Below are 15,713 nucleotides of genomic sequence, written 5' to 3'. Positions count from 1 at the left end.
CGGAGCCGCCGCCCGGCACCTCCCGGCTCAGGACTCCTTGCGCCCCGCCCGGGGCACCGCGAGGGTGACGGCGAGGCCGGACGGGGTCGCGGTGCCGAAGGTGAGCGAGCCGCCGGCCGCCTGGAGCAGGGTGCGGGCGATCGACAGGCCGAGGCCCGATCCGTCCGCGTTCTGGTGGCGCGGACTGCGCCAGAAGCGGTCGCCGACCCGGGCCAGCTCCTCCTCGGTGAGGCCGGGGCCCTGGTCGGAGACGGTCACCGCGACCTCGTCGCGCCGGGCGGCGACCAGCACCCGCACCCGGCTCCCCTCGGGACCGAACTTCAGCGCGTTGTCGAGCACCGCGTCCAGCGCGCTGCCGAAGCCGATCGGGTCGGCCAGACCGAGCGCCAGCGCCGGGCCCTCCCAGGCCAGCTCGATCCCGCGCTGCCCGGCCAGCGGCCGCCAGGCGTCCACCCGCTCCAGGGCGAGCACGGCCAGGTCGGTGGGCTCGGGCTCGGGGCGGGCGTGCTCGGCGGTGGCCAGCCCCAGCAGGTCGTCCAGCACCCGGGCCAGCCGGGCGCCCTCCTCGCGGACCCCGCCGAGCTCCTCCTCGTGCCCCTCCGGCAGCTCCAGGCCCAGCAGCTCGACCCGCAGCAGCAGCGCCGCCAGCGGGTTGCGCAGCTGGTGCGAGGCGTCGGCGACGAAGGCCTTCTGCTGGTCCAGGGCGAGCACCACGTGGTCGGCCATCTCGTTGAACGAGCGGGCGAGCCGCTGCAGCTCGGGCGGCCCGCCGCCGGGCGCCACCCGGGCGTTCATCCGCCCGGTGGCGATGTCGTGGGTGGCCCGGTCCAGGGTGCGGACCGGGCGCAGCACCCATTCGGTGAGCCGGGCGGCGAGCAGCACCGCGACGATCATCGCGGCGGCCTCGCCGACGCCGATCACCAGCCACTTGCGCACCACCCGGGCGCGCAGCGCACCGGTCGGGGACTCGCTCAGCACCACGGCGACCACGTCGCCGTCGCGGACCACCGGGGTGGCGACGGTGAGCGTGCGGTCCGGGGTCCACGGCCACACCTGCGGCGGGTTGTGGCTGCGCCGGCCGTCCAGCGCCTCCTGGAAGGCCTGGTCGGCCCAGCCCCCGGAGGGCACCCGCCAGCCGGTCGGAGCCACCGCGAGCGGCATGCCGTCGCGCTGGAAGATGCCGATCCGCACCCCGTAGAGCTCGTGGTAGCGCGCCACCTCGGCGTCCAGCGCGTGCCGACGGCTGAGGTCGCCGGGGGCGGGCTGCGGCTCGCCCTTGAGCGCCGACTCCAGACCGGAGACGCCGGAGGTCGGCAGGTCCTGGGCGAACCGGGCCGCGTCGTCCAGCCGGTCGACGACCACCCGGCTCTGCTCGGCGGCCGCGAAGGCGGCCGCGAGCGGCATGCCGAGGGCGGCGAGCACGCAGAGCATCAGCGCGATCAGGATGCCGAGCAGGCGGGTGCGCACGTGCGGTCAGTGCTCCGTGCGGGCCGGGGGCGCGGGGTCGGCGGCGGTCGGGCACTCGGGTATCAGCCGGTAGCCGACGCCCCGGACGGCCTCGACCAGGCCGGGCAGGGCGAGCTTGGTGCGCAGCGAGCCGATGTGCACCTCCAGGGTGCGGCCGTTGCCCTCCCAGCCGCTGCGCCAGACCTCGCTGAAGATCTGCTCGCGGCGGTAGACCACGCCGGGGCTCTGGGCGAGCAGCGCCAGCAGGTCGAACTCCTTGCGGGTGAGCGGGACGTCCCGGCCGTCGACGCTGACCCGGCGGCGCTCGCGGTCGATCACGATGCCGCGGGACTCCAGCGGGCCGCGCTGCTGCGGGACGGCGTCCGGGGCGGGCACGGCGACGGCGGAGGGGGCGGCGCCGCGGCGGGCCACCGCGTGGATCCGGGCGAGCAGCTCGCCCATGTCGTAGGGCTTGGTCACGTAGTCGTCGGCGCCGAGGTTGAGGCCGTGGATCCGGGAGCGGATGTCGGCGCGCGCGGTCACCATGATCACCGGGACACCGCTGCCGGCCCGGATCCGGCTGCAGACCTCGAAGCCGTCCCGGTCGGGCAGTCCGAGGTCGAGCAGGACCACCCGGTAGGGCTCGTTGCCGTCCGGCACCAGCGCGTCCAGCGCCTCGTGGCCGCTGCGGGCGTGCCGGACCTGGAAGCCGTGCCGGCCCAGGACCGCGACCAGCGCGGCGGCCACACGTTCGTCGTCCTCGACGAGCAGCAGTCGCATGGGTCTCCTCCTCTCCCGGACCGTTCTCCGGGGGTCTGTGCCGCGGCCGTCGTGCGTCGTGGCCGCTCCCCCTGCCGGGCGGGTCCCGGTTCTGCGCAGTATGGGCCAGGGACGGCCCGGACGCCAGGCTCCGGCGGCGGCGGTGGCGGGGGCGGCCGGCCCCGGCGGGGCTCCGCGATCACGCCCCTCGCGGCTGCGGACGCTGCCACTGTGCCCGGATCGGACCCGGGTGAACAGCACCCGCCGACCGTGTGGCCGGATCGTGATCCTCAAGTTCCGCTCAGATCGGCTGACGTGGCGCCGTCAGGACTCCTATGGTCGCCCCACCGAGGGTCGCGACTCCGCCGGTTGCGGCCCTCGGATTCCTACCGCCATTGCCGCCCAAGGGAGTTCACTCCCTGCGGCCGACCCGAGGGAGCCGGCGCGATGACCACGAGCCTCGACAAGGACTCCCCTGCCGACGCCGCTCCCCTGGTGGTCCTGCACCACGTGAACAAGCACTTCGGCGCGCTGCACGTGCTCCAGGACATCGACCTGGAGATCCACCAGGGCGAGGTGGTCGTGCTGATCGGCCCGTCCGGCTCGGGCAAGTCCACGCTGTGCCGGACGATCAACCGGCTGGAGACCGTCGACTCCGGGACGATCACCATCGACGGCCGCCCGCTGCCCGCCGAGGGCCGGGAGCTGGCCCGGCTGCGGGCCGAGGTCGGCATGGTCTTCCAGAGCTTCAACCTGTTCGCCCACAAGACCGTGCTGGAGAACGTGGTCCTCGGCCAGGTGAAGGTCCGCGGCATCGCCCGGGACAAGGCCGCGGCGACCGCCCGCGAGCTGCTGGAGCGGGTCGGGGTCGGCGCCCAGGCCGAGAAGTACCCGGCCCAGCTGTCCGGCGGCCAGCAGCAGCGCGTCGCGATCGCCCGCGCGCTGGCGATGAACCCGAAGGTGATGCTCTTCGACGAGCCCACCTCGGCCCTCGACCCCGAGATGATCAACGAAGTGCTGGAGGTCATGCGCCAGTTGGCCGCCGACGGCATGACGATGGTGGTCGTCACCCACGAGATGGGCTTCGCCCGCTCCGCCGCCAACCGGGTGCTGTTCATGGCCGACGGCCGGATCGTCGAGCAGAACACCCCGGAGGCCTTCTTCACCGCGCCGCGCTCCGACCGCGCCAAGGACTTCCTCTCCAAGATCCTGCACCACTGATCCCCCGGGCCGGTCCCGGCCGACGGCGGCGCGGGCGCCGCCGCGCGCCCGCTCCCGCCCGGCCCCCGTCCGACCGTTCCGACCTGCCGTCGCCAGAGCCCGGTTGACCCGTGGCCCAGCCCGAGGAGACCCTCATGAGGACCCGTCGCACCTTCGCCGTCGCGCTCTGTGCCGTCGCGCTCACCGCCACCGCCGCCTGCGGCAAGGACGGCACCCCCGGTGCCACCACCACCGCGTCCGGCGGCAGCGCCGCGCCGGCCCTGCCCACCTACACCGTGAAGACCGACGTCAAGGTGGACTCGGCGGTCCTGGCCGCCGCCAAGCAGCGCGGCCAGCTGATCATCGGCGCCAAGGCCGACCAGCCGTTCCTCGGCTTCGAGGACCTCGCCAGCGGCGACCGCAGCGGCTTCGACATCGAGATCGCCAAGATGGTCGCCGCCGACCTCGGCTTCACCCCGCAGCAGATCAAGTGGCAGACCCTGGTCTCCTCGCAGCGCGAGCCGGCCATCTCCAAGGGCCAGATCGACTTCTACGTCGGCACCTACAGCATCAACGACGAGCGCAAGAAGAGCGTCTCCTTCGCCGGCCCGTACTACATCGCCGGCCAGGACCTGCTGGTCAAGGCCGACAACACGGCGATCACCGGCCCGGACTCGGTCAACGGCAAGAACGTCTGCACCGCCACCGGCTCGACCTCGATCAAGAACATCGAGAAGTACTCGCCGAAGATCACCCAGTTCGACACCTACTCGGCCTGCGTCGAGAAGCTGATGTCGGGCGAGGTCGACGCGGTCACCACCGACGACGCCATCCTCAAGGGCTACGCCTCCAAGTACGCGCCCAAGCTCAAGGTGGTCGGCCAGCCCTTCACCAAGGAGAACTACGGCGTCGGCCTGAACAAGGACGACAAGGCGCTGCGCGACGCGATCAGCGACGCGATCAAGGCCCACCAGGACAACGGCGACTGGAAGAAGGCCTACGACGCCACCCTCGGCCTGTCCGGCTCCACCGCGCCGCAGCCGCCGGCCCTCGACCGCTACTGATCCGCCCGCTCCCCCGAGTCGACGAACCCTGAGAGGAGGGCCGCCGGATGGGCTTCCTGTTCGAGGACGGCAACTTCGCGCTGTTCCGCGACGGCTTCCTGCAGACGATCGAGCTGAGCGCGCTCAGCGCGCTGCTCGCCCTGCTGCTGGGCACCCTGCTGGCGGCCTTCCGGGTCTCCCCGATCCCGGTCCTGCGGGCCTTCGGCACCGCCTGGGTCACGCTCTTCCGCAACACCCCGCTGACCCTGCTGTTCTTCGCCGTGACCTTCGGCCTGCCGCCGCTGGGCGTGCACCTCGGCCACCTCACCTTCGCGGTGCTGGCGCTCGGCTGCTACACCGCGTCCTTCGTCTGCGAGGTGCTGCGCTCCGGCATCAACACGGTGCCGCTGGGCCAGGCCGAGGCCGCCCGCAGCCTGGGCATGACCTTCGGCCAGACGCTCACCCTGGTCGTCCTGCCGCAGGCCGCCCGCACCGTGCTGGCGCCGATGAGCAGCGTCTTCATCGCCCTGCCCAGGAACTCGGCGATCGCCGGCGCGTTCAGCGTCAGCGAGCTCTACAGCACCCAGCAGACCTTCTCCGAGCGCGGCTACTCGATCTTCGCCATCTTCTTCTGGGTGGCCTGCGCCTACCTGCTGATCAGCGCCGCCGTCTCCCTGCTGTTCCGCTTCCTCGAAGACCGACTGGCGGTGGCCCGATGAGCACCCTGTTCACCCGCTCCGCCGCCCCTGGCGTCCTCTACGACGCCCCCGGCCCGCGGGCCCGCACCCGCTACCGGATCTTCGGGGTGCTGTCGCTGCTCGGCATCGCCGGACTGCTCTGGTACGTCGTCAGCGCGCTGAACGCCAACGGCCAGTTCGACCCCGGCCTCTGGGACGCGTTCCAGTACACGACCGTCCAGCAGCGGATCGTCGACGGCCTGCTCTCCACCCTGGAGGCCTTCGGGCTGGCCGCGGTGTTCTCGCTGGCGCTGGGCGCGCTGCTCGCCGCCGGGCGGCTCTCCGACCACGGGCCGGTCCGCTGGGCGGCCACCGCCTTCGTCCAGTTCTTCCGGGCGATGCCGCTGCTGATCCTGATCGTCGCCCTCTACTACGCGTTCTTCGCCAAGCAGCCGATGTGGGCGCTGGTGCTCGGGCTCACCCTCTACAACGGCTCGGTGCAGGCGGAGATCATCCGCACCGGGGTGAACGCGGTGCCGCGCGGCCAGGGCGAGGCGGCGTACGCGCTCGGCATGCGCAAGACCCAGGTGATGACGACCATCCTGGTCCCGCAGGCGGTCCGCTCGATGCTGCCCTCGATGATCGGCCAGCTGGTCGTCACCCTCAAGGACACCTCGCTCGGCTTCATCATCACCTACCACGAGCTGCTCTTCGTCGGTAAGGCCATCGCCAGCCAGCCGCTGAACGCCGCGGGCTTCCCCTACATCCCCGTCGTCCTGGTGATCGGACCCCTGTACATCGCGATGTGCCTCGTGCTCACCGCGCTCGCCCGGTGGATCGAGGCACGCGGACGAGGCGGCGCGAACCGGCGCACTTCACCTGCTGCTTGACGGGCACGCAGGTGAACTGTTGCATTGCTCTTCGTGACACCATCCGGGAGCATCCACGCGGCATATGACGGCGGCCCGACGGCCTGCCCTCACCCGGAGGTCCACGGCCGCGGCTCAGCGGACCGTCCGGGCCCGAAGGGTACGGCATGGATCCGGTGATCGTGGTCGGGGCCGGGCCGGTCGGCCTGGCCCTCGCCCTCGCCCTCGCCCGGCACGAGGTGCCGACCGTCGTCCTCGACGAGGGCTCCGGGCTCTGCCCCGAGAGCCCGCGCAGCGTCGTCCTCGGCACCGACACCGCCGCCTTCCTGACCCGGATCGGCTACCCCCGGGCCGTCGCCGACGCCGCCCGCTGGGACGCCTTCACCGTCTGGCGCCGCCGCCAGGAGGTGCTCCGGATCGACCTGGCCGACACCCCCGTCCTGCACCTGCCCCAGCACCGCCTCCAGCGCGGGCTGCAGGACGCCCTCACCGGCACCCCGCTGGTCAGGCTGGTCCCGCTGAGCCGGGTCACCCGGCTCGAACAGGACCGCGACGGCGTCAGCGTGCTCACCCGCAATCCGAAGGACGGCACCGAGACCTGGTGGCGCGGCAGCCACCTGGTCGGCTGCGACGGCGCCCGCTCGGCCGTCCGCAAACTGCTGAAGATCCGATTCCCCGGCCGCCCCGCCGTCGACCGCAGCGCCGTCGCCACCGTCCGGGTCGACCTGCCGTTCGCCGAGCCCCGGCTGCACCGCGAGCCGCCGTGGCGCGGCGACCGCGAGGCCACCGCCCGCCCGCTGCCGCACGGCGTCTGGCGGCTCGACTGGCGGCTGCCCCCGGGCCGGCCCGCGGTCACCGAGCCGGTCGACCCGCACGCCACCTGGCCCGGCATCGTCACCGGCGACACCCTGCTCACCCGGGTCACCGCCACCCTCGCCGGCTGGTGCGGCGAGCTCCCGAAGTTCGACCTGCTCGCCGCCGCCGACCACACCGCGCAGCAGCGGCTGGCCGCCCGGTTCCGGGTCGACCGCTGCTTCCTGGCCGGCGACGCCGCCCACCTGCACGGCGCGCTCGGCATGCAGAACCTCGCCGACGGCCTGCGCGACGCCGACAACCTGGCCTGGCGGCTCGCCCTCGCCTGGCACCTCCACTCCGGCGGCCCGCAGCCCGGCGGCTCGCTGCTCGACGGCTACGAGGCCGAACGGCGCGGCGCGGTCGGCGCCCGGCTGCGCGCCGTCGACCAGTCCATGCCGCTGCTGCGCCCGCTGCGCGGCTGGGCGCAGACCCGGCGCTCGCTGTTCACCGGCTCCTTCCGCAAGCACGCGCCGCTGCTCGCCGACGGGCACCTCGGCACCGGCCGGTTCGGCGGCGCCCCCGCCTACCCGGCCGCGCCCTCCGGCATGCCCGGGCGGGTCCCGGTGCAGCGCGGCACGCGGAGCGCCACCTCGCTCAGCGAGCTGCTGCCGGCCACCGCGCCCGGCGTGCTCGTCCCGGACCTTCCGGTGCTGGCCACCGACGGCACCCCGGACCAGCTGCACGCCCGGCTCGGCGCCGGCTTCCTGCTGCTGCTGGTCGCCCCCGGCACCGCCGTCTGGTCCGCCGAGCACTGGCTGGGCGCCGGGCTGATGCCGCGGCTGGCCGAGGTCGCCGCCGCGCTGCCGGTGCCGACCGAGGTCCTGGTCACCGAGGCCTACCCGGGCGCCGGCCCGCACACGGTGCTGTTGATCCGGCCCGACGGCCACCTGGTCGGGACCACCCAGGGCGCGGACGGCGAGGACCTCCAGGCACTGGCCGACCGGGCCCGGGGCGGCCCGGCCTCGCTCACCGGCGGCTCCGAGCCGGAGCCGGAGCCGCCGCACCCGGCCGCCACCCGCCAGGCCGCGGCCCGCGGCGGCGACGGGCACTGAGGGCAGGCCTCAGCGGGCGACCTCGGTGACCCGGCTCTCCCGGACCACGGTGACCCGGATCTGGCCCGGGTAGGTCAGCTCCTCGGAGACCTGCCGGGCGACCTCGCGGGCGATCACCTGCGCTCCGAGGTCGTCCACCACCTCCGGGCGGACCATCACCCGGACCTCCCGGCCGGCCTGCATCGCGTAGACGTCGGCCACGCCGTCGTGCGCCCGGGCGATCTCCTCCAGCCGCTCCAGCCGCCGCACGTACGCCTGCAGCGACTCCTTGCGCGCACCCGGCCGCCCGCCCGAGCAGGCGTCGGCGGCCTGGACCAGCACGGCCTCCACGGTCTTCGGCTCCACCTCGCCGTGGTGGGCGGCGATCGCGTGCACCACGTCCGCCGGCTCGTCGTGCCGCCGGGCGAAGTCCGCGCCGACCGCCGCGTGGCTGCCCTCGACCTCGTGGGTCAGCGCCTTGCCGATGTCGTGCAGCAGCGCCGCGCGCCGCACCGGCTCCGGGTCCACCCCGAGCTCGGCGGCCATCATCCCGGCCAGGTGCGCCGACTCCACCAGGTGGCCGAGCACGTTCTGCCCGTACGAGGCCCGGTAGCGCAGGGTGCCCAGGGTGCGGACCAGCTCCGGGTGCATGCCGCCGACCCGGACGGCGAGCAGCGCGTCCTCGCCGGCCCGCACGCAGCGGCGTTCCACCTCGGCGCGGCTGCGCGCGTGGACGTGCTCGATCCGCAGCGGGTGGATCCGGCCGTCCTCGACCAGCTGCTCCAGGGTGAGGCGGGCGGTCTCCCGGCGGACCGGGTCGAAGCAGGAGAGCTGCACCACCGCCGGGGTGTCGTCGATGATCAGATTGACGCCGGTGACGGACTCGAAGGTCTTGATGTTGCGGCCCTCGCGCCCGATCACCCGGCCCTTCATCTCCTCGCTCGGCAGCCGGAACACCGACACCGCGGTCTCGGCGGTCTGCTCGGCCGCCAGCCGCTGGATCGCCCCGGCCACGATGTTCCGGGCCCGCTGCTCGCCCTCCTCGCGGGCGGCGCGCTCGATCTCCCGGACGGTGACCGCCGCCTCCCGGCGGGCCTGCGTCTCGGCGGCGCGGACGAGTTCGGCGCGGGCCTCGGCGGCGGAGAGCCCGGCGGTCCGCTCCAGCTCGGCCGCCCGGTGCCGGACCAGCTCCTCCGCGGCGTCCCTGGCGCGCGCCACCTCGGCGGTCCGCTCGGCCAGTTCGCCCTCACGGGCCCGCAGCCGGTCGAGCTCCCCGGCCAACCGCTCCTCGCGCCGGTCGAGTTCGGCGCGCAGCCGGTCCGCCTGCCGCTCGCTCCGCCGCCGCGTCCGCTCGGTTTCGGCGGCGGCCCGGCGCTGCGCGCCCCGGAGCCGCCGGGCCAGCAGCCAGGCCGTCACCAGGGCCGCCGACACGGCCGCCACCAGCAGGGAGGCGGCCGATCCGGCACTCACCGCGGTCCTCATGCTGCCCACTCCCCGTCCCGCCGCGGCACGCCGCCCCGGCCGTCGCGCGGCCGGCCCGGAACCACCCGGTCGCAAGCACGGCCGGGAGCGCGGCCGGGGGTGGCCGAGGGATGATCGACGTGCTCCCGCACTGAGTGCGAGGCTAGGCGCGGGTTACGAAACGGTCAAGACTGGCCAGGCAGTTGACCAACCCTCGGATAACCCCGGGTGACCCGGGCGTCAGTCCTCGTCCGCCGTGTCCCCGTACGCCGCAGCCGGCTCCCCGGCGCCGGCCTCCTCCTCGTCCAGCGCTTCCCGGACCACCCGGAAGGCCAGCCCTTCGGAGTAGCCGCGCCGGGCGAGCATCCCGACCAGCCGGCGGGTGCGGGTCTGCCGCTCCAGGCCGCGGGTGGTCCGCAGCCTGCGCTCGACCAGGGCGCGGGCGGCCTCGGTCTCGTCGTCTGGGTCGACCTGGGCGAGGGCCTGCTCGGCGAGGTCCCCGGCGACGCCCTTGGTCCGCAACTCCTGGGCGAGCGCACGCCGGGACAGGCCCCGGACACTGTGCCGGGACTCCACCCAGGCGCGGGCGAAGGCCGCGTCGTCGATCAGCCCGACCTCCTCCAGCCGGGTCAGCACCTCCTCGGCGACCTCGTCCGGGATCTCCCGCTTGCGCAGGGCGTCGGCGAGCTGCTTGCGGGTCTTGGCCGCGCCGGTGAGCAGGCGCAGACAGATGTCCCGGGCCCGGCTCTCGGGATCGGCCGGCTCCTCGGCCCGGCCGCGCCGGGACGCCCCGCCGGAGCGCTCCGGGCCGCCGGTGCCGTCCGCAGCGTCCGCGCCGTACCCGCCGTCGTGGTCGGCGTCCTCGCGGGCCGCGCTGCGCCGGGTGCGGCCGGAGCGGCGCCCCGGCCGCTCCTCGGCGGACCTAGGGAACGCCGGGTACGCCGGGGCGGGGGCGGCCGCACCCCCGTGACCGGCCGCCCCCGCTCCGCCGTACCCGTCGCCCTCGCCGGCCGTCCGGCCGGTGGGCTGCTCCGCCGCCAGCGCCGAGCGGCGCCGACGCCGCCCCGCGGGCAGCTCGGAGGCGGAGACCAGTCCGAACTCCTCGGCGTCCGCCGGGCGCGCCGCGGACCGCCGCGCGGACCGGGCACGCTCCGGCGCGACCGCCGGAGCGGATCGGCGCCGCCGTCCGGATCCCGGCCCGGGCTCCGGTGCGGACTCCGACTCCGGTTCGGCCACGGCCGCGAACCAGTCCGGCGGCCCGTGGTCGTCGTCCTCCGGGCCGGTCGGCCCACTGTGCTGCGTCAACGGATCAGGCCTTGGCGGCCGCCGCCGTCTTCTTCGCCGCGGCCGTCTTGGCGGCGGTCGCGGTGATCGGCTTGGCCGCGCCCTCGGCGGTGCCCTCAGCGGCCTCGGCCGGCTCCTCGACCTTGGGGCCGATGCCCAGCTTGCTCTTGATCTTCCGCTCGATCTCGTCGGCCAGCTGCGGGTTGTCCCGCAGGAAGTTGCGGGCGTTCTCCTTGCCCTGGCCGAGCTGGTCGCCCTCGTAGGTGTACCAGGCACCCGACTTGCGGATGAAGCCGTGCTCGACACCCATGTCGATCAGGCCGCCCTCGCGGCTGATGCCCACGCCGTAGAGGATGTCGAACTCGGCCTGCTTGAACGGCGCGGCGACCTTGTTCTTCACGACCTTGACGCGGGTGCGGTTGCCGACCGCCTCGGTGCCGTCCTTCAGGGTCTCGATCCGGCGGATGTCCAGACGGACCGAGGCGTAGAACTTCAGCGCCCGGCCACCGGTCGTGGTCTCCGGCGAACCGAACATCACGCCGATCTTCTCGCGCAGCTGGTTGATGAAGACCGCGGTGGTGTTGGACTGGTTCAGCGCACCGGCGATCTTCCGCAGCGCCTGGCTCATCAGGCGGGCCTGGAGGCCGACGTGCGAGTCACCCATCTCGCCCTCGATCTCCGCGCGCGGGACGAGCGCCGCGACGGAGTCGATGATCACCAGGTCGATCGCGCCGGAGCGGATCAGCATGTCGGTGATCTCCAGGGCCTGCTCACCGGTGTCCGGCTGGCTGACCAGCAGCGCGTCGGTGTCCACCCCGAGCTTCTTGGCGTACTCCGGGTCGAGCGCGTGCTCCGCGTCGACGAAGGCGACCGTGCCGCCGGCCCGCTGGGCGTTGGCCGCCAGGTGCAGGGTCAGCGTGGTCTTGCCGGAGGACTCGGGACCGTAGATCTCGATCACCCGGCCGCGCGGGATGCCGCCGACCCCGAGGGCGACGTCCAGGGCGGTGGACCCGGTGGAGATCACCTCGATCGGCTCGTTGGCCTTCTCGCCGAGGCGCATCACCGAGCCCTTGCCGAACTGCCGCTCGATCTGGGCGAGCGCCGTCTCAAGGGCCTTCTCGCGGTCCGTACCTGCCATGGCTTCCACCCTCGGGTTCTGTGCTGTGCGCTTCATCGTCCTCGACGCTAGCGCGTCCCACCGACAATCGGCTCCGACCCGGCTCCGCCTGGGGAGAACTCTGCGCCGGAGAGTACAAAGAACACGTGTTCGAATCAAGCCCGGGCTGTTCGGACCATGATCGGCCCCGGGTCCGGACCGCGGCCCGGACTACTTCCGCTCCGAGTCCCCGCCGACCATCCGCCGCAGCCGGCGCGCCGCCTCCCGGCGCAGCTCCCGCCGCTGCCGGCGCTGCTCGCCGCGGTCGACCCGGGGGTCGGTCACCTCGTACCGCCGGACGTACGTGCCGACGAAGCCCTGCAGGGTGGCCGCCGCCGGGATGGCGATCAGCGCGCCGACCCCGCCCAGCAGCGCCGCGCCGGCGAGCACCGAGCCGAACGCCACCGCCGGGTGCACGTCCACCGTCTTCGCGGTGATCCGCGGGTGCAGCAGGTAGTTCTCGACCTGCTGGTAGACCACCACGAAGACCAGCACCCAGAGCGCGTCCACCGGCTCGTCGGTGGTGAGCGCCACCAGCACCGGCAGCGCCCCCGCCAGGTAGGTGCCGATGGTCGGCACGAACTGCGACATGACGCCGACCCAGACCGCCTGCGCGGCCGCGTACGGGAGGTCGAGCAGCGCGAACATCACCCAGTGCGCGGCCGCCGAGGCGACCGCGAGCAGGGCCCGGGAGTAGAGGTAGCCGCCGGTCTTGGCCAGCGCGATCTCCCAGGCGCGCAGCACCTCGGCCTGCTTGGCGGGCGGCAGCATCGAGCAGACGGTCCGCCGCACCCGGGGCCCGTCGGCGGTGAAGTAGAAGGTGAAGAGGCCGACCGTGAAGGCCTGGAACAGCCCGCCGATCAGGGTCGAGGAGACGCCCCAGACGTTGTCCGCGGCCGACTGGGCGTAGTTCTCGATCGCACCGGAGTCCTTGAGCAGCTTCTGCTGCAGCTCGTCCAGCGAGAGTTCCTGGTGGAAGGTGCGGTTGATCCAGTCGATCAGGTTGTCGAGCAGGTGCGGGAGGTCGTTCGCGATCTTCGCCACCTGGTCGACCAGCAGGGTGCCGAGCGCCGTCAGGAAGCCGCCGACGGCGATCGCCACCGCGACGAAGACCAGGAAGGTGCCGACCCCGCGGCGCACCCCGCGGGCGGCCATCCGGTCCACCGCCGGCTCCAGCGCCAGCGACAGGAAGAAGGAGACCAGCAGCATCACGAAGAGGTCGATCAGCTCGTGGAAGGCCCAGTCGGCGAGCTGGAACAGCCCGACCATGACCAGCGCCAGCACCATCGCCCGGGGCAGCCAGCGCGGCATCCCGGAACCCCAGAGCCCGTTCCCCGCGGTCCGGGCCGCCTCGGGCGCCGGCTCCGCGGGTGGGGCGCCCGGGGAGGCGGGCGTAGGGCCCGCGGCCTCGTCGGCGACCTGCGCCGACCTGTCCGGATTCTGCTGTTCTGCACTGCTTGCCACTCGCACAGTCTGACCCATGCCCGACGCGCGTTCGAGCATCGGCCGGGGGGGCGCCGGGCGGCGGCCGGGGCCGGACCGGGTCGGGCCCGGTCCGGCCGGGTCAGCGGAGCACCGGGGAGACGCCCTGGGTGTCGCAGACCACCCGCCAGACGTCCTTGGCCTCCCAGCCCGCCTCCAGCGCCTGGCGGACCGTGCGCCCGCCGAGCCCGCTCATCACGTGGTCGCTCGCGAAGGACTCCGCGTACGCCTCGCCGAAGTGCGCGTACATCCGGCGCCAGAACTCCGTCAGCCTCATGTCCACCAGTATCCCGGACCGCCGGACGGCCCCCTCGGTCCCGTCGGCCGCTACGGGCGCCAGTCGGCCGCCGCCAGGGCGTACTCGACCTCGCCGTGCTCGCCGCCCGGGACCGCCTCCGGGTGGTCCTCGTGGAAGGTCCGGACGTACGAGAGCCCGGCCTTCTCCATCACCCGCCGCGAGCCGCGGTTGACCGCCATCGTGTACGCCACCACCCGCTCGACACCGAGGCCGGTGAAGCCCCGGCGGATCAGCGCCCGGGAGCCCTCGGTGGCGTACCCCCGCCCCCAGGCCGGGCGGCGCAGCCGGTAGCCCAGCTCGACCTCGGTGCGGCCGGACAGCGGCCGGAACTCGAACCAGCCGAGGAAGGCCCCGCCCGCCCGCTCCTCGGCGGCCCACCAGCCGAGGTCGCCGTACCGGCGGTAGTGGTCGAAGTAGAGCGGCAGCAGGGTGGACTCGACCACCTCGCGCGGGGTGGCCCGCCCGCCGGTGAGGTAGCGGGTGACCTCCGGGTCGGCGTCCAGCTCGACCAGCGCGTCCGTGTCGGCGGCGGTGAAGCGGCGCAGCACCAGCCGCTCGGTGGTGAGGAAGGCGTCCATCCTCCGATCCTGTCCCGCCCGCCCCGGCCCGTCACCCGGTTTTCCCCGCCGCCCGTCCGGCCCGGCGGGCCGCCCGTTCAGCGCGGCAGGACCAGCGCCCCGGCGCCGTAGTACTCGTGGTCGCCGCAGGCGTGCGGGCCGGGCGGGCAGGCGGCGTCCGCGGTGGCCGCCAGCAGCGCGGCGAGCCGGTCGGAGTCCCAGTCCGGGTGCAGCGCGGCGGCCACCGCGGCCGCGCCGCTGACGTGCGCGGCGGCCATCGAGGTGCCGGCCAGCGCGGCGTACCGGCCGCCGGGCCAGTCGGAGACCACCGCCCCCTGGGCGCCGCCGTCCGGGTCCCCGCCGGGGGCCGCCAGCGAGACCCGGCCGCGCCCGTGGTTGGTGTAGGCGGACGGGCGGCCGTCCCGGTCGACGGCGGTCACCGTGACCACGCCGGGCAGTTCGCCGGGCAGCCGGACGCACTCGGGACCGAGGGAGCGGGACCGCGGGGGCCCGGTGGTGCGGTCGTTGGGGCTGCGCTCGTCGGCGCGGACGGCGCCGAGGTCCTGGGCGTCGTTGCCGGCCGAGGCGACCACCACCGCGCCCCGCCGGCGGGCGTACTCGACGGACCGGCCGACGGCGGCGGTCAGCGCGGCCTGGTCGGCGTCCCCGGGGCAGTTGTACTTCCACGGGTCGGCGAAGTAGCTGTTGTTGATCGCCCGGGCGCCGTGGTCGGCGGCCCAGAGCAGGCCGCAGACGATGTTCTCGGCGTAGTACTGGCCGAGCGGGCCGAGCAGCCGGACGGCGGCGATCCGCACGCCGGGGGCGACCCCGCTGACGCCGCGGCCGTCCCGGGCGGCGCCGACGATCCCGGCGACGTGGGTGCCGTGGCCGCTCTCGTTGACCCCGGCCTCGGGGCGCCAGGAGCCGGTGCGGGCGTCGGGGCGGCCGTCCGCGCAGGAGGCCGAGCTCCTCGGGTCGACGGCGGCGCGCAGATCGGGGTGGGTGTCGTCGACGCCGGAGTCGAGGACGGCGACCAGCACCTCGTGCAGGGCTGCGCCGGGGGCGGCCGGGCCGCGTGACGGGCCCGGGGCGGTGTCCGTGCCCGCGCCGGGGGCGGCGCCGAGCAGCGCGAGGTTCCAGGCGTCGCGCTCGGCCGGGTCGGGGACGGTCACGGTGGTGTCGTCCGCGCCGTCCGCCCCGGCCCGGAAGTCCCCGGCACCGTCCACCGAACGGGGCGGGCCGGGCACCGGCGAGGTGCGGGTGGCGCCGACCGCGGCCACCCCGGGCCGCCCGCGTGCCTTCTCCGCGAAGCCCCCGGAGGCGTAGGCGAGCACCGCGCCGATCTGCGGGTACTCCTGGACGACCTGCCCGCCGGCCGCGCGGGTCTGCTCCGCCGCCCGGTCGGCCCCCTCGGCGTCCGCCCGCTCGGCGAGGACCAGGTAGCTGAGGTACGCCCGCCCCGGTCCGGCGACGTACGGCACGGCGCCGCCCGCGACCAGCGCGGTGAGCAGCATCGCGAGCAGGACGCGGAACGGCCCCCGGCCGCCGCGCCGGGCGGTCCCGCCCGGACCGGCCACCCGGACGGGAACCGGAGC

The 15,713-nt window shown here is 74.8% G+C and carries 14 protein-coding genes; 5 read left to right on the top strand and 9 right to left on the bottom strand.

Going from position 1 to position 15,713, the window contains the following annotated elements:
- Positions 1-27: 27 nt before the first annotated feature.
- The gene (locus ACFVFS_RS28580; protein ID WP_380627595.1) at positions 28-1,467 is read right to left on the bottom strand and encodes a sensor histidine kinase; all 1,440 of its coding nucleotides are present in this window, start codon (positions 1,465-1,467) and stop codon (positions 28-30) included.
- A gap of 6 nt (positions 1,468-1,473) precedes the next feature.
- A complete protein-coding gene (locus ACFVFS_RS28575) occupies positions 1,474-2,226 on the bottom strand; it encodes a response regulator transcription factor (protein ID WP_380627593.1) in 753 nt (250 codons plus the stop codon).
- A gap of 426 nt (positions 2,227-2,652) precedes the next feature.
- Here ACFVFS_RS28575 and ACFVFS_RS28570 point away from each other — a divergent pair, with 426 nt between their 5' ends.
- From ACFVFS_RS28570 to ACFVFS_RS28550, 5 genes are all read left to right on the top strand, one after another.
- Positions 2,653-3,426 carry an amino acid ABC transporter ATP-binding protein gene (locus ACFVFS_RS28570; protein WP_380627592.1) on the top strand — a complete coding sequence of 258 codons (774 nt, stop codon included), beginning with the start codon at positions 2,653-2,655 and terminating at the stop codon, positions 3,424-3,426.
- Positions 3,427-3,560: 134 nt separating this feature from the next.
- Complete coding sequence (locus ACFVFS_RS28565; protein ID WP_380627591.1) at positions 3,561-4,469, top strand: transporter substrate-binding domain-containing protein; 909 nt, start codon at positions 3,561-3,563, stop codon at positions 4,467-4,469.
- 47 nt (positions 4,470-4,516) lie between these two features.
- Positions 4,517-5,167 carry an amino acid ABC transporter permease gene (locus ACFVFS_RS28560; RefSeq protein ID WP_380627590.1) on the top strand — a complete coding sequence of 217 codons (651 nt, stop codon included), beginning with the start codon at positions 4,517-4,519 and terminating at the stop codon, positions 5,165-5,167.
- A complete protein-coding gene (locus ACFVFS_RS28555) occupies positions 5,164-6,015 on the top strand; it encodes an amino acid ABC transporter permease (RefSeq protein WP_380627589.1) in 852 nt (283 codons plus the stop codon). Before ACFVFS_RS28560 ends, ACFVFS_RS28555 begins: the two co-directional genes overlap by 4 nt.
- 146 nt (positions 6,016-6,161) lie before the next feature.
- Positions 6,162-7,901 (top strand): FAD-dependent monooxygenase, encoded by a 1,740-nt coding sequence (locus ACFVFS_RS28550; protein WP_380627588.1) that lies wholly within the window; start codon positions 6,162-6,164, stop codon positions 7,899-7,901.
- A 9-nt stretch (positions 7,902-7,910) separates the two neighbouring features.
- On the opposite strand, the gene rny is transcribed toward ACFVFS_RS28550, so the two are convergent.
- The 7 genes from rny to ACFVFS_RS28515 all read right to left on the bottom strand — a co-directional run bounded on the left by rny (position 7,911) and on the right by ACFVFS_RS28515 (position 15,695).
- Entirely contained in the window at positions 7,911-9,362 is a 1,452-nt protein-coding gene (rny, locus tag ACFVFS_RS28545) for a ribonuclease Y (protein ID WP_380627587.1), read from the bottom strand.
- A 219-nt stretch (positions 9,363-9,581) separates the two neighbouring features.
- Entirely contained in the window at positions 9,582-10,646 is a 1,065-nt protein-coding gene (gene recX, locus ACFVFS_RS28540; RefSeq protein WP_380627586.1) for a recombination regulator RecX, read from the bottom strand.
- Between the two features lie 4 nt (positions 10,647-10,650).
- Entirely contained in the window at positions 10,651-11,763 is a 1,113-nt protein-coding gene (recA, locus tag ACFVFS_RS28535; protein WP_380627585.1) for a recombinase RecA, read from the bottom strand.
- A gap of 189 nt (positions 11,764-11,952) precedes the next feature.
- Complete coding sequence (locus tag ACFVFS_RS28530; RefSeq protein WP_380627584.1) at positions 11,953-13,263, bottom strand: AI-2E family transporter; 1,311 nt, start codon at positions 13,261-13,263, stop codon at positions 11,953-11,955.
- A gap of 82 nt (positions 13,264-13,345) precedes the next feature.
- Positions 13,346-13,540, bottom strand: coding sequence for a DUF3046 domain-containing protein (locus ACFVFS_RS28525; RefSeq protein ID WP_380627583.1), 195 nt, complete (start codon positions 13,538-13,540; stop codon positions 13,346-13,348).
- Positions 13,541-13,590: 50 nt separating this feature from the next.
- A complete protein-coding gene (locus tag ACFVFS_RS28520) occupies positions 13,591-14,139 on the bottom strand; it encodes a GNAT family N-acetyltransferase (RefSeq protein ID WP_380627582.1) in 549 nt (182 codons plus the stop codon).
- Positions 14,140-14,216: 77 nt separating this feature from the next.
- Positions 14,217-15,695 carry a S8 family serine peptidase gene (locus ACFVFS_RS28515; RefSeq protein ID WP_380627581.1) on the bottom strand — a complete coding sequence of 493 codons (1,479 nt, stop codon included), beginning with the start codon at positions 15,693-15,695 and terminating at the stop codon, positions 14,217-14,219.
- Positions 15,696-15,713 lie beyond the last annotated feature (18 nt).

The organism is Kitasatospora sp. NPDC057692 (genome assembly GCF_042799475.1).
Taxonomy (GTDB): domain Bacteria; phylum Actinomycetota; class Actinomycetes; order Streptomycetales; family Streptomycetaceae; genus Kitasatospora.
Note: the sequence above shows the minus strand (reverse complement) of the source record. Positions and strands in the feature narration are given on the sequence as shown.

Coding starts and splice junctions, on each gene's coding strand:
- ACFVFS_RS28565 (WP_380627591.1), top strand. CDS start 3,561: ATGAGGACCCGTCGCACCTTCGCCGTCGCGCTCTGTGCCGTCGCGCTC.
- recA (WP_380627585.1), bottom strand. CDS start 11,763: ATGGCAGGTACGGACCGCGAGAAGGCCCTTGAGACGGCGCTCGCCCAG.
- ACFVFS_RS28550 (WP_380627588.1), top strand. CDS start 6,162: ATGGATCCGGTGATCGTGGTCGGGGCCGGGCCGGTCGGCCTGGCCCTC.
- ACFVFS_RS28520 (WP_380627582.1), bottom strand. CDS start 14,139: ATGGACGCCTTCCTCACCACCGAGCGGCTGGTGCTGCGCCGCTTCACC.
- ACFVFS_RS28570 (WP_380627592.1), top strand. CDS start 2,653: ATGACCACGAGCCTCGACAAGGACTCCCCTGCCGACGCCGCTCCCCTG.
- ACFVFS_RS28575 (WP_380627593.1), bottom strand. CDS start 2,226: ATGCGACTGCTGCTCGTCGAGGACGACGAACGTGTGGCCGCCGCGCTG.
- ACFVFS_RS28525 (WP_380627583.1), bottom strand. CDS start 13,540: ATGAGGCTGACGGAGTTCTGGCGCCGGATGTACGCGCACTTCGGCGAG.
- ACFVFS_RS28530 (WP_380627584.1), bottom strand. CDS start 13,263: ATGGGTCAGACTGTGCGAGTGGCAAGCAGTGCAGAACAGCAGAATCCG.
- ACFVFS_RS28560 (WP_380627590.1), top strand. CDS start 4,517: ATGGGCTTCCTGTTCGAGGACGGCAACTTCGCGCTGTTCCGCGACGGC.
- rny (WP_380627587.1), bottom strand. CDS start 9,362: ATGAGGACCGCGGTGAGTGCCGGATCGGCCGCCTCCCTGCTGGTGGCG.
- ACFVFS_RS28555 (WP_380627589.1), top strand. CDS start 5,164: ATGAGCACCCTGTTCACCCGCTCCGCCGCCCCTGGCGTCCTCTACGAC.